Annotated in this window: 21 protein-coding genes; 6 read left to right on the top strand and 15 right to left on the bottom strand. The window is 43.2% G+C overall.

The features are described from left to right. The first annotated feature begins 415 nt into the window (after positions 1 to 415). Positions 416 to 841: a hypothetical protein gene (locus tag PSF16_RS07395; protein WP_036974286.1), complete on the top strand. Its 426-nt coding sequence runs from the start codon at positions 416 to 418 to the stop codon at positions 839 to 841. A gap of 64 nt (positions 842 to 905) precedes the next feature. Here the strand turns inward: PSF16_RS07395 and actP are convergent, their stop codons facing one another. The 3 genes from actP to acs form a co-directional block, all read right to left on the bottom strand. After that, the gene (gene actP / locus PSF16_RS07390; protein WP_272689050.1) at positions 906 to 2,555 is read right to left on the bottom strand and encodes a cation/acetate symporter ActP; all 1,650 of its coding nucleotides are present in this window, start codon (positions 2,553 to 2,555) and stop codon (positions 906 to 908) included. Then, positions 2,552 to 2,863 carry a DUF485 domain-containing protein gene (locus PSF16_RS07385; protein ID WP_006657420.1) on the bottom strand — a complete coding sequence of 104 codons (312 nt, stop codon included), beginning with the start codon at positions 2,861 to 2,863 and terminating at the stop codon, positions 2,552 to 2,554. The genes actP and PSF16_RS07385 overlap by 4 nt, the downstream gene beginning before the upstream one ends. Before the next feature lie 204 nt (positions 2,864 to 3,067). Further along, positions 3,068 to 5,023 (bottom strand): acetate--CoA ligase, encoded by a 1,956-nt coding sequence (gene acs / locus PSF16_RS07380; protein WP_272689049.1) that lies wholly within the window; start codon positions 5,021 to 5,023, stop codon positions 3,068 to 3,070. 397 nt (positions 5,024 to 5,420) lie between these two features. Here acs and sodA point away from each other — a divergent pair, with 397 nt between their 5' ends. The 3 genes from sodA to PSF16_RS07365 all read left to right on the top strand — a co-directional run bounded on the left by sodA (position 5,421) and on the right by PSF16_RS07365 (position 7,812). Then, complete coding sequence (gene sodA, locus PSF16_RS07375) at positions 5,421 to 6,047, top strand: superoxide dismutase [Mn] (RefSeq protein ID WP_006657422.1); 627 nt, start codon at positions 5,421 to 5,423, stop codon at positions 6,045 to 6,047. Positions 6,048 to 6,190: 143 nt separating this feature from the next. Continuing rightward, positions 6,191 to 6,871: a 6-hydroxyaminopurine reductase gene (gene yiiM / locus PSF16_RS07370; RefSeq protein WP_036960018.1), complete on the top strand. Its 681-nt coding sequence runs from the start codon at positions 6,191 to 6,193 to the stop codon at positions 6,869 to 6,871. 35 nt (positions 6,872 to 6,906) lie between these two features. Then, positions 6,907 to 7,812: a LysR substrate-binding domain-containing protein gene (locus PSF16_RS07365; RefSeq protein ID WP_272689048.1), complete on the top strand. Its 906-nt coding sequence runs from the start codon at positions 6,907 to 6,909 to the stop codon at positions 7,810 to 7,812. 30 nt (positions 7,813 to 7,842) lie between these two features. Here the strand turns inward: PSF16_RS07365 and PSF16_RS07360 are convergent, their stop codons facing one another. Then, on the bottom strand, positions 7,843 to 8,721 hold the full coding sequence (locus PSF16_RS07360) for a pirin family protein (protein ID WP_272689047.1): 879 nt from the start codon (positions 8,719 to 8,721) through the stop codon (positions 7,843 to 7,845). A gap of 296 nt (positions 8,722 to 9,017) precedes the next feature. Between PSF16_RS07360 and PSF16_RS07355 the strand changes: the two genes are divergently transcribed. Further along, positions 9,018 to 9,563 carry a toxin-antitoxin system YwqK family antitoxin gene (locus PSF16_RS07355; RefSeq protein WP_272689046.1) on the top strand — a complete coding sequence of 182 codons (546 nt, stop codon included), beginning with the start codon at positions 9,018 to 9,020 and terminating at the stop codon, positions 9,561 to 9,563. A gap of 76 nt (positions 9,564 to 9,639) precedes the next feature. Here the strand turns inward: PSF16_RS07355 and trpS are convergent, their stop codons facing one another. The 11 genes from trpS to pilM form a co-directional block, all read right to left on the bottom strand. Then, a complete protein-coding gene (trpS, locus tag PSF16_RS07350; protein WP_006657428.1) occupies positions 9,640 to 10,683 on the bottom strand; it encodes a tryptophan--tRNA ligase in 1,044 nt (347 codons plus the stop codon). 86 nt (positions 10,684 to 10,769) lie between these two features. Beyond that, a complete protein-coding gene (locus PSF16_RS07345) occupies positions 10,770 to 11,456 on the bottom strand; it encodes a phosphoglycolate phosphatase (protein ID WP_006657429.1) in 687 nt (228 codons plus the stop codon). After that, on the bottom strand, positions 11,453 to 12,127 hold the full coding sequence (rpe, locus tag PSF16_RS07340) for a ribulose-phosphate 3-epimerase (RefSeq protein ID WP_006657430.1): 675 nt from the start codon (positions 12,125 to 12,127) through the stop codon (positions 11,453 to 11,455). Before rpe ends, PSF16_RS07345 begins: the two co-directional genes overlap by 4 nt. 39 nt (positions 12,128 to 12,166) lie before the next feature. After that, on the bottom strand, positions 12,167 to 12,994 hold the full coding sequence (gene dam / locus PSF16_RS07335) for an adenine-specific DNA-methyltransferase (RefSeq protein WP_006657431.1): 828 nt from the start codon (positions 12,992 to 12,994) through the stop codon (positions 12,167 to 12,169). Between the two features lie 82 nt (positions 12,995 to 13,076). Further along, entirely contained in the window at positions 13,077 to 14,003 is a 927-nt protein-coding gene (locus PSF16_RS07330; RefSeq protein WP_006657432.1) for an SPOR domain-containing protein, read from the bottom strand. 285 nt (positions 14,004 to 14,288) lie between these two features. Then, positions 14,289 to 15,377, bottom strand: a complete 1,089-nt coding sequence (gene aroB / locus PSF16_RS07325) for a 3-dehydroquinate synthase (RefSeq protein ID WP_036965025.1) — start codon at positions 15,375 to 15,377, stop codon at positions 14,289 to 14,291. A gap of 40 nt (positions 15,378 to 15,417) precedes the next feature. Then, entirely contained in the window at positions 15,418 to 15,939 is a 522-nt protein-coding gene (gene aroK, locus PSF16_RS07320; RefSeq protein ID WP_006657434.1) for a shikimate kinase AroK, read from the bottom strand. Between the two features lie 505 nt (positions 15,940 to 16,444). After that, the gene (locus tag PSF16_RS07315; protein WP_006657435.1) at positions 16,445 to 17,479 is read right to left on the bottom strand and encodes a transporter; all 1,035 of its coding nucleotides are present in this window, start codon (positions 17,477 to 17,479) and stop codon (positions 16,445 to 16,447) included. Then, positions 17,466 to 18,041, bottom strand: coding sequence for a hypothetical protein (locus tag PSF16_RS07310; RefSeq protein WP_272689045.1), 576 nt, complete (start codon positions 18,039 to 18,041; stop codon positions 17,466 to 17,468). The genes PSF16_RS07315 and PSF16_RS07310 overlap by 14 nt, the downstream gene beginning before the upstream one ends. Continuing rightward, a complete protein-coding gene (locus PSF16_RS07305; RefSeq protein WP_272689044.1) occupies positions 18,034 to 18,573 on the bottom strand; it encodes a PilN domain-containing protein in 540 nt (179 codons plus the stop codon). The genes PSF16_RS07310 and PSF16_RS07305 overlap by 8 nt, the downstream gene beginning before the upstream one ends. Before the next feature lies 1 nt (position 18,574). Next, positions 18,575 to 19,402 (bottom strand): pilus assembly protein PilM, encoded by an 828-nt coding sequence (gene pilM, locus PSF16_RS07300; RefSeq protein ID WP_036974278.1) that lies wholly within the window; start codon positions 19,400 to 19,402, stop codon positions 18,575 to 18,577. Positions 19,403 to 19,518: 116 nt separating this feature from the next. Here pilM and mrcA point away from each other — a divergent pair, with 116 nt between their 5' ends. Further along, positions 19,519 to 22,059, top strand: a complete 2,541-nt coding sequence (gene mrcA, locus PSF16_RS07295) for a peptidoglycan glycosyltransferase/peptidoglycan DD-transpeptidase MrcA (protein WP_036974276.1) — start codon at positions 19,519 to 19,521, stop codon at positions 22,057 to 22,059. The last annotated feature ends 65 nt before the right edge of the window (positions 22,060 to 22,124 follow it).

The following is a 22,124-nucleotide window of genomic DNA, read 5'->3' as shown; positions in this document are numbered from 1 at the left end:
CCCAAAATTAGCTTGTATGGTCCTTGCTATAAAATACGGTGTCATGGGGCACTCAAATGGAAGAGAGCCAGCTTATTTTTCAGCGGGTTCCCATTATCATGAAAAGTCACTGTGATCCCAGCTATAAAAAAACCAGCAAAAACCACTATTCTTATAATTGATTAAAATTAATAATCGTTTATTGAAACTAATTGATTATCATTTGAACATCCAACTTGTTATTTATACTTTATTTTTTGTTTAGATCAGTCTTCGTTATTTATCGATGTAAAATATAATAGGTAAATATTGTTAAATTGATGTTTCATTTTATTCTTCTTATACTATTAAAAATGGTTATTTTTAAGCAATTAAGATATTAGGTTGTTAAATCTAGTAACTACATAGATGAGTATTCATCAAACGGGTGGGTTATATGAATAAAATGAAAAGTCACAATAGCCAGATTTTAGAGCAGATTATTTCTGTCAATAAACAGCAAGAAAACGAGTTTAACAATGGGCAAGATGGTGCCATCATTCTTTCACTTTTAGTGATGTTTTTTGTACCTTTCTCGTTGCTAGTTATGATAAAAAACCATCTAGGATTAGAGAATAACGCGATAGCAATTATCGCTGTTGTTGCTTTAAGTCTTGGGATTGCAACAGGTTTATATAAGACGTTTAAAGTCGGTATTAAATTTGTAGATAAACGCCCTACGCTTGAACAGTTACTTTCCCGCTATACGCCTAAAGATAAAGTTGAATATCAAAAACTGATGTCTGCAAAGCAAAGTCAGCCACAAGATTTTTATTCTTTGATAGAGGATTGGTTATCAATAGAAAAACGGGCTGCTATTTAATAAGTTGATTTATACAAAAGAAAAGCGACTCATTGGAGTCGCTTTTTTGTTTTCAGAGGAGAAACTAGTGAGATTTTCCTTGCTCGATACCTAAGCCAATTTGCGAGCGTACAAACTGCTCTTTGAAACGTGCTCTTTCCATTTTGCCTCTTTCTGAATGGTCGGTAACTGAGAATAACCATGAAGCAAAGAATGCGACAATTAATGAGAAGAATGCAGGGTATTCATAAGGGTAAATTGGTTTTTCATGATGAAGAATAGTCACCCAGATTGTTGGGCCTAAGATCATGAGTACGACAGCGGTAATCAAGCCTAACCAACCCCCTGCAAGCGCACCCCGAGTGGTTAACTTGCTCCAATACATTGATAGCAAGATAATTGGGAAGTTACAGCTTGCGGCGATAGAGAATGCTAAGCCAACCATGAAGGCAATATTTTGTTTCTCGAACAAAATCCCTAACCCAATCGCTACAAAACCGAGGATCACCACGGTAATTTTTGATACGCGCAATTCATCGCGCTCATCGGCTTTACCATTTTTAATCGTCATCGCATACAGGTCGTGGGAAACCGCAGACGCACCCGCCAACGTTAAACCAGCAACAACCGCGAGAATAGTGGCAAAAGCAACCGCAGAGATAAACCCAAGGAAGAAGTTTCCACCGACGGCATCAGCGAGGTGTACCGCTGCCATGTTGGTTCCACCGATTAAAGCGCCAGCGGCATCTTTAAAGTCAGGGTTTGAGCTAACCAGAACGATAGCCCCGAAACCGATGATAAATGTCAGAATGTAGAAGTAACCGATGAATCCAGTCGCGTAGAATACGCTCTTGCGGGCTTCTTTTGCGTCACTAACGGTGAAGAAGCGCATGATGATGTGAGGTAAACCTGCTGTACCGAACATCAAGGCTAACCCAAGAGACAAGGCGGATATTGGGTCAGAAACCAGTCCTCCGGGGCTCATAATGGCGATACCATTTTTATGTACTTCAACGGCTTCTTTAAATAACGTATTGAAGTTGAAGCCGACATGTTTCATGACCATAACCGCCATGAAGGTTGCACCTGCTAGCAGTAAAATGGCTTTGATTATCTGTACCCATGTGGTTGCAAGCATCCCGCCGAATAGCACATACAGCACCATCAATATCCCAACAATCACGACAGCAATGTGGTAGTTAAGCCCAAATAATAACTCAATCAGCTTTCCTGCCCCAACCATCTGAGCGATTAGGTACAGCGCCACAACCACCAAGGAACCCATTGCAGACAGAATGCGGATAGGTCTTTGTTGTAATCGATATGAAGCCACATCCGCGAAAGTATAGCGACCTAAATTTCGTAAGCGCTCGGCAATTAAGAACAGAATAATTGGCCAGCCAATTAAAAAACCGATGGAGTAGATAAGCCCATCGTATCCTGAAGTATAAACCAGTGCGGAGATCCCCAAGAATGAGGCTGCGGACATAAAGTCACCCGCAATCGCCATTCCATTTTGGAAACCTGTAATTTTTCCGCCAGCGGTATAGTAATCAGAGCGAGAGCGAGTTTTTTTTGAAGCCCAGTAAGTGATGTAGAGCGTAAAGCCAACAAACAGTAAGAACATCACGATTGCTTGAATATTGACAGGTTGACGCTCAACATTGCCTGTCAGGGCATCAGCGAGCGCCATTGATGAGGTGAAAAACAGAATAAGCGAGAGCAAGACTTTCATTTTTCTACCTCTTTTAAGATTTCGGCGGTTAAGCGGTCAAATTCACTGTTAGCACGGATGACATACAAACCCGTTAAGATAAACGAGATTACAATCAGCCCAACACCCACAGGAATACCGCGGGTGATGTAGGAACCTTCAGCAATTGGGGTACCTAGCCAGCTTGGATCAAACGCGATAAGAAAGATAAAACCAACATACAGAACTAACGTTATTGCAGATAACAACCATGAAAAGCGACTACGTTTTCTCACTAATTCTTGAAAGAGAGGGTTCGCCTCGACCTTTTCGTAAGCAGTAGCATTCATCAGAGTTCTCCTCTGTTATTGTATTATTGGCATACTCTGATAGCTCAAAAGGCGGATTTTAGGGCGACACATGGCTACCCAAGGAATTAACTGGGTATTCGGTCAGACTCTATTTCTGCTGATTGAGTGATGCTGAGTATTGATTTTAGGTCGCCCGTAGGCGACCTGTAGTGCCATGAGCTATCTACACAACTATTTATATAGCTACGAGATACTCATTGACTGTTTTTCTTCGAGCAGTTTTTCGACAACACCTGGATCTGCCAGTGTGGAAGTATCTCCAAAATTACTGGTATCACCTGATGCAATTTTTCGTAGGATACGGCGCATGATCTTACCGGAACGTGTTTTCGGTAAAGAATCTGTCCAATGTAAAACGTCTGGTGTGGCAATCGGGCCAATTTCTTTACGAACCCAATTACGCACTTCAGTGTACAACTCTGGGGATGGTTCTTCGCCAGAGATCAAGGTTACATAGGCGTAGATCGCCTGACCTTTGATACTGTGAGGAATACCTACCACTGCAGCTTCAGCAACTTTCGGATGTGAAACGAGGGCTGATTCAATTTCTGCTGTCCCTAAACGGTGACCTGAGATATTGAGTACGTCATCAATACGACCCGTGATCCAGTAATAGCCATCTTCATCACGACGCGCACCATCACCGCTAAAGTACATGCCTTTAAACGTGGAGAAATAGGTTTGCTCGAAACGCTCATGATCACCAAACAGAGTTCGTGCTTGACCTGGCCATGAGTCTACGATGACTAAGTTACCTTCGGTTGCACCCTCGATAGGCTCACCAAGGTTATCAACCAATGCAGGGCGAACACCGAAGAAAGGTAATGTTGCTGAACCTGGTTTTAACATCGTTGCACCTGGTAGTGGCGTGATCATGAAGCCACCGGTTTCCGTTTGCCACCATGTATCCACAACAGGGCAACGGCTGTTCCCCATTTTCTTGTAGAACCATTCCCACGCTTCTGGGTTAATAGGCTCACCGACCGATCCTAAAATCCGTAAAGAATCACGTTGAGTACCTTCAATCGCTTTATCACCTTCCGCCATCAGTGCACGGATGGCGGTTGGTGCGGTATAAAGAATATTGACTTGGTGTTTATCAACGACTTGCGCCATACGGTTAACTGCCGGATAGTTTGGCACACCTTCAAACATTAAGGTTTTTGCCCCATTGGATAGCGGTCCATAAAGCAGGTAGCTATGACCTGTTACCCAGCCCACATCCGCCGTACACCAGTAGACTTCATTTTCATGATAATCAAAGGTGTATTTGAATGTCAGCGTAGCATAGACCAGATAACCGCCAGTGGTGTGGAGAACCCCTTTAGGTTTACCTGTGGAGCCGGAAGTGTAGAGAATAAACAGCGGATCTTCGGCATTGATCTCTTCTGGTGGGCAATCCGCGCTGACGCCTTGGATAACGTCGTGCCACCAAAGGTCACGGCCTTCAACCCAGCTAGGTGCATTACCTGTACGGCGATAAACAATCACATTGGCGACCGTAGTCACTTGTGGATTTTGCAATGCGTCATCAACATTCTTTTTCAACGGAATGGCTCGACCGGCACGCAAGCCTTCATCGGAGGTGATGATAAGCTTGGCTTTACAGTCAATAACGCGCCCAGAGACCGCCTCAGGGGAGAATCCGGCAAAGATGACAGTATGGATAGCACCGATACGTGCACATGCCAGCATCGCTACCGCTGCTTCAACCACCATTGGCATATAGATAGCGACGACATCACCTTTACGGATACCTTGCTTCTTCAGGACGTTTGCGAATTGGCACACATCATGGTGCAGTTCACGGTAAGTGATATTTTTTGATTGGGTTGGGTCATCGCCTTCCCAGATGATAGCAGTTTGATCTCCTCGAGTGGCGAGGTGACGATCTAAGCAGTTGGCACTCAGGTTTAGGGTGCCATCTTCAAACCAGCGAATGTTCACGTGTCCGGGATCGAATGAAGTATTTTTCACCCGAGTGTAAGGTTTAATCCAATCAACGATTTTCCCTTTTTCGCCCCAAAATCCTTCGGGGTCTTGAATCGAGCGTTGGTACTCATCGTTATACTGTTGTTCGTTTATCAGGGCATTTTTAGCAATATTAGCAGGAACGGGATGTTTAGTTATTTGTGTCATATTATTATCTCCTTGCAGATGTTAATAGTATGTCAAAAATCGGTTAACTGAAGTATGGTGGGTTATTTTGTTTTTCTTTTGCGCGGAAGATCACGTATTAATAGTAATGGGATTTGCAGTATGATCATTTGATGCTAAATCCATGATTGAAATAAAAATTCAAAAATATAACTAACATTGGAATTAAAGAAAAACAAAGACGAACTATAGTGGTATTAGTTACTGAATAAACTCGTGATGATAGCCGATGGAAAAATCCACAGAATTCACATGGATATGATAATGATTTTCATTAACACTAAAATAACTATAATGGTTGCGTGGTTACAAACACGCAGTTACTGAAATCCTAATTCAGTCTGTGAGATAGAAAAAGAAGTCACTGGAGGCTAACAATATGAGTTACACATTACCTGCTTTACCTTATGCTTATGATGCGCTGGAACCTCATTTTGATAAACAAACCATGGAAATCCATCACACCAAGCACCATCAAACCTACGTGAATAACACCAACACAGCATTAGAAAAATTACCTGAGCTTGCAGGTCTAGATATCGATGTATTAATTCAAAAATTAGACCAAATTCCTGCCGATCAACGTACTTTCGTACGTAACAACGCGGGCGGACACTCAAACCATAGCCTGTTCTGGAAAGGCTTAAAACTAGGCACAGAACTGAATGGCGAGTTGAAAGTCGCGATTGAGCGTGATTTTGGCAGCGTTGATGCGTTTAAAGACCTTTTTGAAAAAGCAGCGGCTTCCCGTTTTGGTTCTGGTTGGGCATGGCTGGTATTAAAAGATGATGGTAAGTTGGCGGTGGTCTCCACTGCAAACCAAGATAACCCATTGATGGGTGAAGCTATCTCTGGCGCTTCGGGCTATCCAATCCTTGGTTTAGATGTTTGGGAACATGCTTATTACCTGAAATATCAAAACCGCCGTCCAGATTACATCAAGGCATTCTGGTCAGTTGTGAACTGGGATGAAGCAGCAAAACGCTTCGCAGAAAAAACCAAATAAGATTTTTGATTAATCAAATTTTCGCTTAACGCGGTTCTTCGGAGCCGCGTTTTTTGTTTTTGTCTTGGGGATAACGTTGTTATCTCTATGGTCATTCTTTATGATGAAAACTCGTTCAGATGGGTTCATTAGGGAGCCAAACCGTGCAGATACATCCTCAAGTTTTTATTGGTACCATTCAAAGCACTGCCCATTGTGGTGTGAGTGCTATTCATAAGCGAGCTGCGGATGGGGTGTTAACCTTAAATAGTTTAGGAATTGAAGGGGATGAACAAGCAGAAACGCGTTTTCACGGTGGACCTGATAGAGCGCTATGCCATTACCCGCAAGAACATTATGAATTTTGGCGACAGCGATACCCGCAATTAGAGGATTTATTCCTTCCTTCTGCTTTTGGTGAAAATTTATCCACTCAAGGAATGACCGAAGAAAATGTCTTTATCGGTGATATCTATGCTTGGGGTGATGCACGTATTCAAATCACTCAACCCCGTTCCCCTTGCTATAAACTAAATGGATTAACGGGAGTGGAAAACTTTGCTCAGGTCATGCAAGACGAAGGTCGCTGTGGCTGGTTGTATCGTGTAATCAAAGGTGGCAGTGTAAGCGCAGAGACGCCTCTGAGGCTCCTTAGCCGTAATAGTGATGTTTCTCTGCAAGAAGCCATCATGATTGCGTTCCATGCACCGTATGACGAAGAACTGTATCAGCGGTTACTCTCAGCTGCGGGGCTATCGGCGAGCTGGAGCCTGACGATGCAAAATCGCTTAGAGCATCATAAGATTGAAGAATTTAGCCATCGGTTATTTGGTCGACGTCACTGATTATTTACCCGCCAGATTCGAATGGAGGAAAACGCATGCAGTACGATTTAAATGACCTCTACTATTTTGTTAAAGTTGTTGAATATGGTGGTTTTTCTCAGGCGGGTGCAGCGTTAGGCATTCCAAAATCCAAGTTGAGCCGCCGTATTGCAGAATTAGAACAAAAACTAAACGTCTCTTTGATTTACCGCTCAACTCGGCAATTTCATGTAACTGAAATTGGACAAGTTTTTTATCAGCAATGTAAGAATGTGGTGGAAGAAGCGGATATTGCTCACGAGCTGATCTGTTCAGTTCAAACTCACCCAAAAGGGACGATAAAACTCTCCTGCCCAGTGACTTTATTACAGGTATATTTGCAAGATACATTGATTGATTTTATGGCGAAATACCCAGATATCGATGTGCAAATTCTCGCGGTAAATCGTCCTGTTGATGTCATTAGTGAAGGGCTGGATTTAGCGCTGCGAGTACGTTCGCTCCCCCTTGATGATTCAGGGTTGATGATGAAAGTGCTGGGGTATTCTCGGCGAATTTTAATTGCAAGCCCAAGCTTATTTAACGAAAAAGGTTACCCTTCAACGCCAGAGCAGCTGGTGGATTATCCTATTCTCGCCAATACTGAGCATTCCCAGCGTTATACACTTTCATTGAAAAACAGCGATGATCTTAGTGTGACGGTTCATGTGACCCCAAAATTGGCAACGACTGATATTTTGACATTGTACCGGGCAGCAGTAAAAGGGTTAGGTATTGCTCGTTTGCCACAGGGCGTGGTTGAAAAAGAGTTAAAAAGTGGGGAGCTGGTTGAGGTGTTACCGCAATGGCAATTTCCGGAAGATATCATTCATGCCGTGTACCCTTCCCGTAAAGGGTTGTTACCCGCAGTTCAGTTATTTCTCACTTATTTGGCAGAGAATATGGTGGCAGGAGAAAAATAATGTCCCCTGAAAATTCAGAGGACATTATGACTAGCAGGCATTCGGGATGCGCCCAAACTTGCCACTATTGAAATCATTAATTGCTTCATTGATTTCTTGGCTCGTATTCATGACAAATGGACCATAACCCACCACTGGCTCATCGATAGGATCACCGCTGAGCAGCAGCACTAAAGCCTCATCGGTAGTGGCTTCTAACAGCACATTGCTATCTGTAGCATCCAAAATCATCAATTCGCCTTCATTCAATGCGGTATGCCCATCCACAAAGAGACTGCCTTTGAGCATAACCAATCCAACGTTACGACCTGATTTAGTCGGTAATCCTATGACCTTGCCTTTATTTAAACGCAGATCCCACACATCAAGGGCGGTAAATGTGCGTGCGGCACCCGTGTTTCCTAAATAATCACCGGCAATGACTCGTAACGTACCTGCTTCATTCGCGAGGCTAATGGTTGGAATGGTATCGCTCGCCAATAGCTGGTATCCCGGTGCGGCAAGTTTATCTTTAGCGGGTAAATTAACCCACAGTTGTACCATATCTAAGGTTCCGCCATTTTTCATAAAGTTATCAGACTGATATTCTTGATGAAGTATTCCTGATGCAGCGGTCATCCATTGCACATCGCCTGGACCAATCACGCCTCCTTCACCCGTAGAGTCGTGGTGAGCGACTTCGCCGTCATATACGATGGTGACGGTTTCAAAGCCTTTATGCGGATGCTCGCCAACACCACGATTATCCCCTTCAGATGCAGGGAATGGGTGCGGACCCGCTCTATCCAACAGTAAAAATGGGTTCAAGTATTTCCCGTGATTGTTGTAGCTAAACATCGAGCGAACAGGGAAACCATCACCAACCCAGTGGCTACGTGGGGATTGATAAATACCAATAATCTTTTTCATGGTGTGACTCCAAACTGGTTTTATAAACTGATCAGCTCTATGAACTCATCATTTCGATGAACTAATAATAGAAGAGCTAAAGCTGGGTGAGTAGAGGCAAAAATAGGTTTGATTGTTCTGAAAATAGAACAATCAAAGCATTGATAAGTGAGTTGAATGTGGGTTTCTAGTATGCTTCGGATTAGCCAAAATCGGAGCGTTCCTCTTCATTTATTCATCTTAAACATGAACGATCAGGAATACTAAATAGGTATGATGTCTCCGTGTGAACCCGTGATTCCGTTAAAAGGATTGTTATGAAAACTATTAATATCGCTATGGCATTTTCTGTTGCCTTTATGTTATCTGGATGCCTTTCTCAACCCGTACCTCAGTATGATAACAATGGCATCCAGTTAGAAGAGTTTAAAGAGCTAGAAAGCTTGAGAATGCCAGAGCTGGATATTCCTGAAGGAGCACCGGACGGGGACTATATCGAACGTTATGGAAATGGTGCCATTCAGTTTAAATCGTGGGTGAAAAACAACTGCTTAGATAAGAGCATCACGGTTTATTATAAAAATGGTCAGCCAAAAATGTTTATTCCTATAAAAAATTGCAAAGTGGATGGCGTCATTAAGTCTTACCATCCTAATGGGAATTTAGATACTGAGATGGGATACAGCAATGACCGACTCAACGGCGATTATAAATCCTACTACGATACACCGAAAAATAATCTGCATCTTAAAACGAGTTTTGTGAATGGAGTCGCGGAAGGTGTTCTTGAAGAGCGTGGACAAGATGGCGAGCTATTAAAGCAGGGACTGATTAAAGACGGTAAGTTATACACCGCGAAGTAAGTGGACTACAGATAAAATAAAAGCCAATTAACAGTGAGAGTTAATTGGCTTTTTGCTATTAAATAGCGACTTAAGATTACAGCTGTGGACGTTTCACAAAGCCGATCGCATCGTAAACCTTGTCTAAGGTTTCTTGAGCGCGAGCCGCTGCTTTAGTCGCGCCTTCATCCATAATTTGGTTCAGTAACGCTTCGTTGTTACGGAACTCATGGTAGCGCGCTTGTAAGTTCGTTAGCATGTCAGAAACTGCTTCAGCAACAGCGCCTTTCAGATGACCGTACATTTGACCTTCAAACTCAGCTTCCAGTGTTTTCACACTTTTGCCTGTCACACCTGCAAGGATGTCTAATAGGTTAGAAACTCCTGCTTTATTTTCAACATCGTAGCAAATACGTGGTGGCTCTTCAGAGTCAGTCATGGCACGTTTAATTTTCTTCACTACCGATTTCGGATCTTCTAACAGTGCAATGACGTTATTACGGTTGTCATCAGACTTAGACATCTTCTTCGTTGGCTCTTGTAATGCCATTACACGAGCACCGCCATCGGTTGGGATAAATGGCTCTGGTACGGTGAAAATATCACCGTAAATTGCATTGAAGCGTTGAGCAATATCGCGGCTCAGTTCAAGGTGCTGTTTCTGGTCAATACCGACAGGAACTTGGTTAGTTTGATAAACCAGAATATCGGCGGCCATCAGAACTGGGTAGTCAAACAGACCCGCGTTGATGTTTTCTGAGTGGCGAGCAGATTTGTCTTTGAACTGGGTCATGCGGCTGAGTTCGCCGAAATAGGTGTAGCAGTTTAATGCCCAGCTTAATTGTGCGTGTTGTGGTACATGAGATTGAACGAAAATGGTGCTTTTCTTCGGATCAATACCACAAGCTAAGTAGAGCGCTAATGTATCGAGAGTTCTTTTACGCAGTTCAGTTGGGTCTTGGCGAACGGTAATGGCGTGCTGGTCAACGATACAGTAAATGCAGTCAAAATCATCTTGCATCTTAACCCACTGACGTAACGCACCCATGTAGTTACCGATGGTTAATTCACCGGAAGGCTGTGCGCCGCTGAATACAATAGGTTTATGGGGTTGTTTAGATTTCTCAGTGGGTGTACTCATTTCTTTGTATGTCCTTGTAGTATTTTTTTATACCCTTTTAGGTTTCGAGCGACGTAGTGAATGGGTAGCTCGAATTATTGGGGATTTTATTTTGCTAAATCAATAACGGAAAGTAGCTCAGAAAAGTGGCTTAACACGTAGTCGGGCTCGGTAATTGCGATTGATTCACCATAGTTGTAGCCGTAGGTTAGCCCTACGCTTGGGCAGCCAGCATTGTGGGCTGCGATAATATCATTACGGGAATCGCCGACAAAAAGCAATTCTTCTTTGCGTAAACCGAACTGACCCATTGTTAAATAGAGTGGCGCTGGGTGTGGTTTAGTTTTCACAACATCGTCACCACCAAGCACTAATGAAAAGTAGCTATCAATACCCAATTTTTCTAATAGTGGCGCCACAAACGGGGTCGGTTTGTTGGTCACAATGGCCATTGGCATATTGTGTTTTGCAATCGTTTCGAGGGTCTCTTTGACTTCAGGAAACAGCTGGCTGCCGGTATTAACGGTTGTTGCATAGTGTTCATCGAAGCGTATACGAGCTTGCTTTTGTCGCTCTGGAGTAACCGTCATTCCCGCCCATTTTAGCGCGCGCTCGACGAGCATATCGGCGCCGTTGCCTACCCAGATGGAGACGCGCTCTTTACCTGCTGGTGGCAGGTTAAGTTCTTCCAGCGTTTTATCGATGGCGTCCGCTAAACCGCCGGCGCTATCAACGAGGGTGCCATCTAAATCAAACGCAATTGCTTTAATACTTTCTAAAACCGCATGTGTCATTGAGATACCTTTTTTAATTCTTGGCGCATTTCATCGATGACTTTTTTATAATCGGACTGGTCAAAAATTGCGGAGCCAGCAACGAAGGTGTCTGCACCTGCTGCGGCAATTTCTGCAATGTTATTCACCTTCACACCACCATCGACCTCTAAGCGAATATCATAACCACTTTCATCAATTAGTTTACGAACTTGGCGCAATTTGTTCAGGGTTTGTGGAATAAAAGATTGACCACCAAATCCTGGGTTAACTGACATCAGTAGGATCATATCGACTTTATCCATCACATAATCCAGATAGCTTAGCGGGGTTGCTGGGTTAAATACCAGACCTGCGGTGCAACCATTCTCTTTGATGAGTTGTAGCGTTCTATCGATGTGTTCGCTGGCTTCTGGGTGGAAGCTAATGTGAGTTGCTCCCGCTTTTGCAAAGTCAGGGATGATACGGTCGACAGGTTTAACCATTAAATGAACATCAATTGGCGCGGTGATACCGTAATTGCGTAGCGCTTTGCAGATTGGCGCACCGAACGTGAGGTTCGGTACGTAGTGGTTATCCATGACATCAAAATGGATAATGTCTGCGCCTGCAGCAAGAACTTTGGCGGTATCTTCGCCTAAACGTGCAAAGTCAGCAGATAAAATAGATGGGGCAATGAGAAAATCTTTCATAATTGTCTCCGATTATTCGTCGTTATCTGACAGCACCTATTATTTTTTAGATGCTCCCGCATATAAAGCCAAAAGCTCGTTGACTTTGGCACGGTTCAAAATATTTCTACTAATGGTGCGACGTACTTTCACGATATGTAATTGTGCCTGATGATACCACTCTCGGGTCATCGGGGTCTCATGATTTGAGATAAGAACTGGGATCTCGCGCTCAGATGATAGCTTATGTGCTAACAAAGCGAGATTTTGTTGTTCTTGAGCACTAAATGAGTTGGTGTGATATGCCGTAAAATTCGCAGTTTCAGATAGCGGAGCGTAAGGCGGATCACAGTAAATCACTGAGCCCATTGGGGCGTCGAGTAATGTTTTGCTGTAAGACTGTGTTACAAACGTGGCTTTCTGGGCTTTTTCTGCAAACCACAAGAGCTCGTCTTTTGGAAAATACGGTTTTTTATAGCGCCCAAAAGGGACATTGAATTCCCCTCGTAAGTTGTAACGGCATAGTCCGTTATAACAATGGCGATTAAGATACAAAAAGAGAATACTGCGTTTAGCAGGGTCATCTGATTGGTTAAATGTTTTACGCATTAAATAATACTGTTCTGAAGTATTAAATTCAGGTGTGAACAGCCGCTGAGCTTCTTCAATAAAAGCCTCAGAGCGATATTTAACCGTATTGTAGAGGTTGATGAGATCACTGTTTATGTCTGCCAGTACATATGAATCGTAGTTAGTATTTAAAAACACCGATCCTGCACCAACAAAAGGTTCTATTAAGCAATTACCTTGTGGAAGGTGTTTTTTGATCTCATCCACAAGAGGGTATTTACCCCCAGCCCATTTTAAAAAAGCGCGTTTCTTTTTCATGCCGTCTTATTATTACAATCGTTTAGAGCCGCCACTTGGCGGCTCTTTCAGGACAACATAATGCGCCCGGGGAAAAACGTTGTTATTTTTGATCCTGTTTAACTTGTTTCATATTACGCACCCACGGTTTCTTCGCTTGCACTGCGGCAGGTAAGGTCGCAATTGCATTTTTTGCTTCGTTCACTGAGCTGTAGTTTCCGTGGATTAAAACATACCAAGTTTGTCCATTACGAATGGTTTTATACACTTGATAGTTAGCAAGTTTATTCTCTTTTGCGAAAGCTTCCAGTGTATCTGAACGACTTGCGCTACTTAATTGTAATGTATAGCTACCAGATGGTGCAGCTGCATGACTATTTGAGCTTGTGCTAGTCGTCGATTTCGTGGTTGTTTTTGGCTGGGCAGGCTGTTTTTGTTCAACCGGCTTAGTCGTTTTAGGCTGAGTTTTTTCTGGTGTGACAGGTTTCACTGTTGGCTGTTTTTCCACAGGTTTAACTTGCGGTTGCGTCAATGGAGTCACGTTTTGTGGTGGCGTGGTAGTGCCGTCAGATGGCAGGCTTTGACCTTGACTGAGAGCATCGGCAACATCACCAGGAATTTCAATACGCTCACCAAGACCATTTTGTTGTGTCTGAGTGTCGGCTTGCGTTGGCATTGGGTTGATTTGCTGACCATTTAACTCTTGCGCTTGACCTGTTTGTGGTTGCGTTGGAGTTTGGGTATTTGAATTCGTTAGTGATGAAGAACCTGATAAATCAATATTACGTTGGTTAGCACTATCTGTTTGTAATTTCTCGTGTTCTGTTGGTGCTTTCAATGCAGAACTGATGGCAATTATCAGCAGCAATAGCACTAAAACGCCTACACCAATCATGATGTGTTGACGTGATAACGCGATTTTTGGCTTAGCCGCAGCAGCAGGGCGCGAGCGTCCGGTTGGTCTATCTGATGTATCAGGCCTTAAATCATTTTGCACTTGAGGCTGATTATCTGGTTTAAATTCGTCCATTTTCCTCTCCCGAAATTAGTTCGCCTGTAGTAGAGATAAAATGTCTCTTATCATTACGACCTGTTCACGACTAAGCAGTTGCTTCTGCTCACATTTAAAGAATAGATTGTTTAGCAATTTCATTCCAATTTCAATGAGACTGCGACTATCTTGTTTGTGATTCGTTATAGGTGCTAGGCATAGCGTTATAATTTAACGGCTTTAGTGGATATCTGCCAGTAACATTTTAAAACCCCTGAAAATATTCAGGAGCTAATTAATGCTTTTTACTTAGTTCGGTGATTTTTATGGTATGCAAGCCGAAATGGCGGCAGTAACCGTTGAGGCATCCACATCGGAACGCATTTCTGAATGACCAATTGTGGTTGGAAGGATAAGATGCAATTTGCCTCCCATGACTTTTTTATCTCGCATCATGTGAGGTAAATAGTCATCGGGCTGCATTTTTGCTGGTCCGGTGACTGGAAGTTCTGCGCGTTTTAACAGGGCGATGACACGGTCAGTTTGCTCTGGCGTAAATTGACCGATAAGTTCAGCGGTTTTCGCGGCCATGACCATCCCTGCGGCAACAGCTTCACCATGAAGCCATACGCCGTAGCCCATTTCGGCTTCAATCGCATGACCAAATGTGTGCCCTAAATTCAATAATGCTCGCAGCCCACTAGTTTCTTTTTCATCGGCGGCAACAACTTGTGCTTTCAATTCACAACAACGGCGAATGCAGTACGCCATGGCTTGGTTATCCAGCGCCATTAACGCATCAATGTTTTCTTCGAGCCAGCTAAAAAATTCACCATCAAGAATGATGCCGTATTTGATAACTTCAGCTAGACCTGAAGAGAGCTCACGCTTAGGTAAGGTTTTTAAACAATCAAGGTCAATGACCACGGAAGCCGGCTGGTAAAATGCCCCGATCATATTTTTCCCTAACGGATGGTTAACCGCTGTTTTTCCACCCACCGAAGAGTCCACTTGGGAAAGTAATGTTGTAGGCACTTGAATAAAACGTACGCCTCGTTGATAGCTCGCTGCTGCGAATCCAGTTAAGTCACCGATAACTCCCCCACCTAAGGCGATGAGGGTTGTATCTCGGTTATGGTGCTTTTCGAGTAATGCGGTAAAAACATCATTCATGATGAATAAAGATTTATACTGTTCGCCATCAGGCAGGATGATGGAATCAACTTTTACGCCTGAGGCTTCAAGAACAGTTTGGATCTTATGCAGATAAAGTGGGGCGAGGGTTTCGTTCGTCACTATCATTGCTCGCTGGCCTGCAGTTAGTGGCCAAAATGCATCCTGCTGTTGATATAAACTGGGTGCAATATTGATTGGATAACTGCGTTCATCCAGCGTAACAGTGACTTTTTCCATCTTGCTTTACCTTGAATTCATGACTTTTGATGTATAAAAATTAGTTTTTTTCTAACAGTTCAATGATTTGGTTAGCAACAACTTTGGCGCTTTGCTCATCTGTATGAATAGTAATATCTGCTATTTCTTCATACATAGGATTGCGTTCATCAGCTAATTTCTCTAAAACTTCGCGAGCAGGTTCATCCACTTGTAATAGAGGACGTTTTTTATCGCGCTGCGTGCGGGATAATTGCTTCTCAATGGTGGTTTCGAGATACACGACAACCCCACGAGCAGACAAGCGGTTACGTGTCTCTTTGGATTTAACAGAGCCACCACCTGTCGCTAAGACAATGCCTTGTTTTTCGGTGAGTTCATTGATGACTTTTTCTTCGCGATCGCGAAAGCCTTCTTCACCTTCTAGGTCGAATACCCAACCTACATCTGCGCCAGTGCGTTTTTCAATCTCGTGATCGGAGTCAAAAAACTCCATATTAAGCTGTTGAGCTAACTGACGACCAATAGTGCTTTTTCCGGCTCCCATTGGTCCAACCAGAAAGATATTGCGTTTCTCTGCCATGTTTTTTGGTATTACTACGATTATTCGTTAATGATCACCCGCCCCGCCAATCGAATTAGCGGCGGGACCTAAACTGAAACCTCATAAGTGATGATGTGAGATCAGATAAGAAAATTATCTCAATACATCAACCTGAATTGCAACTATATAAATATGGCACTTAGAAAACAAAGTGCCATATTCTTCGTTGCGGGTTTCTATATATTTGAGCCGTCTACATTACATTATGCACTGTTTAGTGAGCTTATTAACAGGTCGATTAGTCCGTGAAAATAATCTAACCTGTTAATTATAAAGTAAAATTTATGTAGCTATTTTATAAGCGGCTGATAGTTTGTTCTTTCATCTACCGATAGTTAGAACACTCAATGGATAACCTTGTATGCTAAAACGACCTCAGCGTCAAATTTATCCGGTAGGTTTATGGCACAAAAAGTAATAATTTCACGGCACTTTGATGCTTTGAACATTCAACTAATTGAATGTATGAGTGTTATTTTTTACGCTAAATATTAATAAGTTTTGGTGTAATAAATACCACTAAAACACGTTTATCAACATGTTGTGTCTTATTGATAAATAAGTTTCCTAATAATGGGATTTGTGACAGAAAAGGGACCCCTGAATCTGTTTTTTCCTGCTTTTGCTGAAAAATACCGCCAAGAATTAATGTGTTGTTATTTTTGATGGTGACTGAGGTCGCTATCTCTTGCTTATTAATGGCTAAATGCTGATTAGGATTGGTTGTTAAGGCAGTATCTGGGGAGTTATGGCTGATTTTTAATACCATTTCGACGTTGTCATTACGAGAAATTGTCGGGGTCACTTCCATACCCAATACCGCATCTTTAAATTGTACGTGGCTTTTTTTCTCTGAAGTGGTGACATAAGGAATTTCGCTCCCTTGTTGAATGCTTGCGGGATTCTTATGGGAGGCAACTAAGCGTGGGCTCGCAATAATAGACAGTAAATTCTCTTTTTCTAAGGCATTGAGCTTCATTTCGAGTAATCCCTCTCCAAGTCGTAAAACATTTAACGCCATTTGCCCCGACTGGCTACTGTATCGGTTATAACGACTATGATGCCCATCCGTTGCTGAATCATTGTGGACTCCCCACTCTAACCCCAGTGCTTGCAAGGCTGTACGTGAGCTACTAATTATGTGAGCCGTGATTTGCACTTGTTGCTGGGGAATATCTTTTTGCGTTAGCCATGTTTCAATTAATGCGAAGCGTTCTTGGGTATCCGTGATGATTAAACTGTTGGTGATGGTATCGACATGAGCCTTACCGTTACTTGAAAGTAGGTGCATATTTGGCTGAGTAATTTGTTGGTAAGTGCTGTTGGCATCGATAGAGACGAGCGGAAATATTTTTTCTGTCAGTGTGATCTCTGCTTTAGGTGGGATGATGGCATCTAAAAGTTGCGTATCTTCCAATGTCGGCAGGATTGGCTCAAAGGGATCTCGGGGGGATTGAGCATATCCCGAAAGTGTTATGCATAGCGTTAACAGAATAGTGAAAAAATTAGTGTTGCTCATTGTGCTGTTGTTCATCCTTGATAAATGAGAGAGATAAATGGGCTGTGAGTATCTGGTTTTTCGTGGTGAAGATAACGTTAGAGAATTGCCAGTGCGGCTGAGGTAGAAAGATCATGAGTGAGCGCATGAATTCAAGGAGATCCTTAAATTTTCCTTGGATCTCAAGTTGGTAATGAGAATTCGTTGGATCTGTTGGCTGAAGCTGATTTAAAACCACGTTAGCGTGAGAAACTAGCCGTTGTAAATGAAGAACGAGGTATTGGGAGTCGGGAATGGTTTCTTCATCGAAATCCAATGAAGCCATTTCTTGTTCTATCCAAAAGCGTGTCGGATTTTGGGCGAAAAACTGGCTACTTTCTTGGTTTTTATGTGCGAAAATGACATTATCTTGCCGTAAGTTTGCTAACTGATTTTGCTTATCTTTCCAAATAAAAATATAGCCGCTAGCAAGCAGTGTAGCCAGAGTCAAAGGCAGTACAAGATACTGCTGCCACCGTGGTCGATACCAAAATCGCCCATATTCGACGTGCTGGTCTTTCTGCTTATCCAGACTGCTATTCATTCGAAACCCCTTGATAATCAGCGATTAAATGTAACTGATGTAGGGTATCAACTCGCCGTAGTTTGCGTAGCTGCACATTGCTAACCTGTGGCGTTTGGCTAAATTGAGCCAAAAGCACATTAAGATCTTCAAAACGATAACTGAGTGCGTTGACTTCTAGATGTCCCGCTTGTAGCTGGAAGGAAGATAACCAGCTTTTAGGGGGCGTTAAATTGGACAGTGAGGTTAATAAATCAAGTAGAGATTGATTGTGTTGAGTATAAGTTCGACGTTGGGTTTGCCGAAGAGTGAGCTTTTCTAATTGTTGTTGCTGTGTTTGTAACTGTATTTTTAGCTGCTCAGTACGTTGTTGATGTTGCTGATGAGCAGCAAGGCGATAGTGGTTTTGTGAAATATCTAGCAGAAGCAAACCCACTAAATAACCAAAAATAGTGGCAGTTGTCATGCAGCTCGTGAAGATGATAATAAAAAAATAGCGGCGTTGATGAATGAGTTGATTCATGCGCCAAGGGAGAAAATTAACTTGGTGCATATCAACGGTCCCCATGGCGTAATGCGAGTCCGGCCGCAATCACAAAACTTCCTAATTGATGAGGTAACTTGATGGGGTAGTGGTGAAAAGCTTGCAGTAAATCCCATTGATTTTGTGCATCTGGAATATCTTGATCGCTAATACAGTAAATTGGTAATGCTAGTGCATCGGGATTATCGGTCAATAAGGGCTGAATTTGATGGATATGTGTTAATTGACTATTTTGAATATGGTTATAGTTTGCAGGTTGGCTGACGGGTCCTGACCAGAGCCACTCATTTTGACGATAATAAACAATCCAGCACTCATCGGGTAATTGTGCATATTTTGCAAGATAGCGCAGCGCAATCGGTGCAATATCGATAGCAACCAGATGGTAACCCGTTTCCTGTAATAAATTTTGCCAAAAGGTAATATCAGATTGGCGAGCGGCATGAAAGTAAACTTGTTGCCCAATGATCCGATAATCTACTGTCAGCTCTTGTGCTTGCATCGGGAAGAGTTGGTCAATTTGAGCGCGTAAATACCAGTTAAGTTCAGGTTGCTGTAAGCTCATTTGGTTGGGAAGCGAGAGTTGTTTCTTAAGCGAGCGTAATGAGGGTAATGCAATCGAAACGGAACAGTTTTTAGGTAATTTCTGACGCCATTGGCGCAAAATATTGCGTAGAATTACTCGGTATTCGTCAAGTACGTGTAATGAGCTGTCAAAAGGTAGCTCTTGTTGCCAACATTCACATAACGACCAGAATTTGCGATGTTTTTTCGCAGCGACTAATTGGATGTGGTGTTGCGATAGCTCAATTCCTATGTGCCATTTTGGTGAATACATACATAATATCCTTATCATTAGCAATTAAATTACGTTTTCTATTGGGCTGTATAAGCTTTATACTATGCGGCAGTGATATCTAAACCCGCCTGTCAGTTGCGTATGGGAATTCTTCGGTGAAGTTCGTAAAATATTTTTTAATTCTGGTTTTCTGTTGCATTTTTTTGGGAAGCGCCTCGATTTATGGCATGTATAAATATGTCGAAGGTGAGCTACCTGACGTTGCAACAATGAAAGACATTCGTCTGCAAACGCCAATGCAGGTATTCAGTGCAGATAATGAACTGATCGCCCAATATGGTGAGAAACGTCGTATTCCATTACCATTAGCTGACATTCCTCCGATGTTGGTGCATGCGTTTATTGCCACTGAAGATAGCCGTTTCTATGAGCACCATGGCATTGACCCAATTGGTATTTTCCGTGCGGTGACTGTGATGGCTTCATCGGGTCATGCATCCCAAGGTGCGAGTACAATTACTCAGCAGCTGGCGAGAAATTTCTATTTAAGTCCAGAAAAAACGCTAATGCGTAAAGCCAAAGAGGCATTTCTGGCAATTCGTATTGAACAATTGTTTACCAAAGATGAAATTATGGAGCTGTACCTAAATAAAATTTATTTAGGTAACCGAGCCTATGGGGTGGGGGCAGCCGCTTATGTTTATTTTGGTAAAACCGTAAATGAATTGACGCTGAGTGAAATGGCGATGATTGCTGGTTTGCCAAAAGCGCCATCAACATTTAACCCACTTTATTCTTATGAACGCGCGGTAAACCGTCGTAACGTCGTGCTGATGCGAATGTTAGAAGAGAAATACATTACGCAAGACCAGTATGAACAAGCGAAGAGTGAGAAAATTGTTGCTTCTTATCATGCACCTAAAGTGGATTTTTCAGCGCCTTATTTAGCGGAAATGGCACGTCAAACCATGTATGAAAAATATGGTGAAGATGCTTATACCGATGGCTACAAGGTGTATACCACGGTTGTGCGTAAAGACCAGTTAGCGGCAACAGAAGCGGTACGTAATAATTTGATAGATTACGATATTCGCCATGGTTATCGCGGACCTGCTGAAGTGCTCTGGAGCGGAAGCCAAACCGCGTGGGATAAAGAACAAATCATAGAAAAACTGAAAAAGTTACCCAATTACGGTTCTCTCATTCCTGCGGTGGTCACCGCAGCTACGAATAGCGATGCTAACGTGATGCTGGCCGATGGCTCTGAAATTCAAATCACACTGGCAGGAGTTCGCTGGGCGCGTAAATTTATTTCAGATACTCAGCAAGGTGGCACACCATCTGCGGTGAATAAAGTGGTACAGCCCGGTGAGCAAATTTGGGTTCGTCAGGTAAAAGATAGCTGGTGGTTAGCGCAAGTTCCTGATGTCAATGCGGCGTTTGTTGCGTTGAATCCAAATGATGGTGCGGTGATCGCTCTTGTGGGTGGTTTTGACTTCAATATGAGTGAATTTAACCGCGTGACGCAATCATTGCGCCAAGTGGGTTCAAACATTAAGCCATTCTTGTATACCGCTGCAATGGATAAAGGCTTAACGCTTGCTTCGTTACTTAACGATGTACCGATTAGCCGCTGGGATGCGGGAGCTGGTTCAGACTGGCGCCCGAAAAACTCACCGCCACGCTACGATGGTCCTATCCGCTTGCGTCAAGGCTTAGGTCAGTCGAAAAACGTGGTGATGGTACGTGCGATGCGTGCGATGGGGGTTGACTATGCTGCGGATTATTTACTCCGTTTTGGTTTCCCGAAAGAGAACATCAACCGTACTGAGGCATTAGCCCTCGGTGCGCCATCATTTACACCAATGCAAATGGTGCGAGGTTATGCGGTGATGGTAAACGGCGGATACCTTATTGACCCTTACTACATTTTAAAAATTGAGAATCATAATGGTGAAGTGATTTTCGAAGCCAAGCCTAAAATTGCTTGCCCTGAGTGTACAGACATTCCGGTGATTTATGGCGACACAGCGCGTACGATTGCGCTGAGCGATTCTGAAGGCGATGACACGACGGAAGAAGTTACCCAGTCGCAGAGTAGCGCGGTGAATCAAGAGCCGACTATGGCGCTCTCTACAACCGCTGAACAGCTTAGCCCAGAAGACAAGTATGCCCCGCACGTTATCAGTACACCGCTGGCGTTCTTAATTCGTGATGCCATGGTGACTAATATTTATGGGGAACCAGGTTGGTCGGGTACGGGTTGGCGAGCGGGTCGCGACCTCGGTGGTCGTCGGGATATTGGCGGAAAAACGGGTACCACGAATAGTTCAAAAGATGCGTGGTTCTCCGGTTATGGTCCTGATATCGTGGCTTCCGCATGGATTGGCTTTGATGATAACAAGCGCACATTAGGTCGTACGGGGATCAGTGGCGGTGAAGCTGGTGCGAAAAGTGCTCAGCCGATTTGGGATGATTTTATGAAAGCAGCTCTTGACGGTGTCCCTGTGAAAGTTATGCAGCCGCCAAAAGGGGTCATTTCTGTCTCTATCGATACCCGTACTGGCAAACTGTCATCAGGCGGACCTTCTCGTAATGAGTACTTCATTGAGGGCACGGAACCAAAAGAGCGCGCAGTTCAAGAAGTGGGTACGATAATTTCAACGGAAAGTGGAGCGAGCCAAGAGCTATTTTAACCCGTTGTCTGATAGGCAAATACACTGCACCCCATTGCCGTTTGGCATGGGGTGCAATTGTTTAA

It is taken from the genome of Providencia sp. PROV033, assembly GCF_028484855.1.
Classification (GTDB): domain Bacteria; phylum Pseudomonadota; class Gammaproteobacteria; order Enterobacterales; family Enterobacteriaceae; genus Providencia; species Providencia alcalifaciens.
Note: the sequence above shows the minus strand (reverse complement) of the source record. Positions and strands in the feature narration are given on the sequence as shown.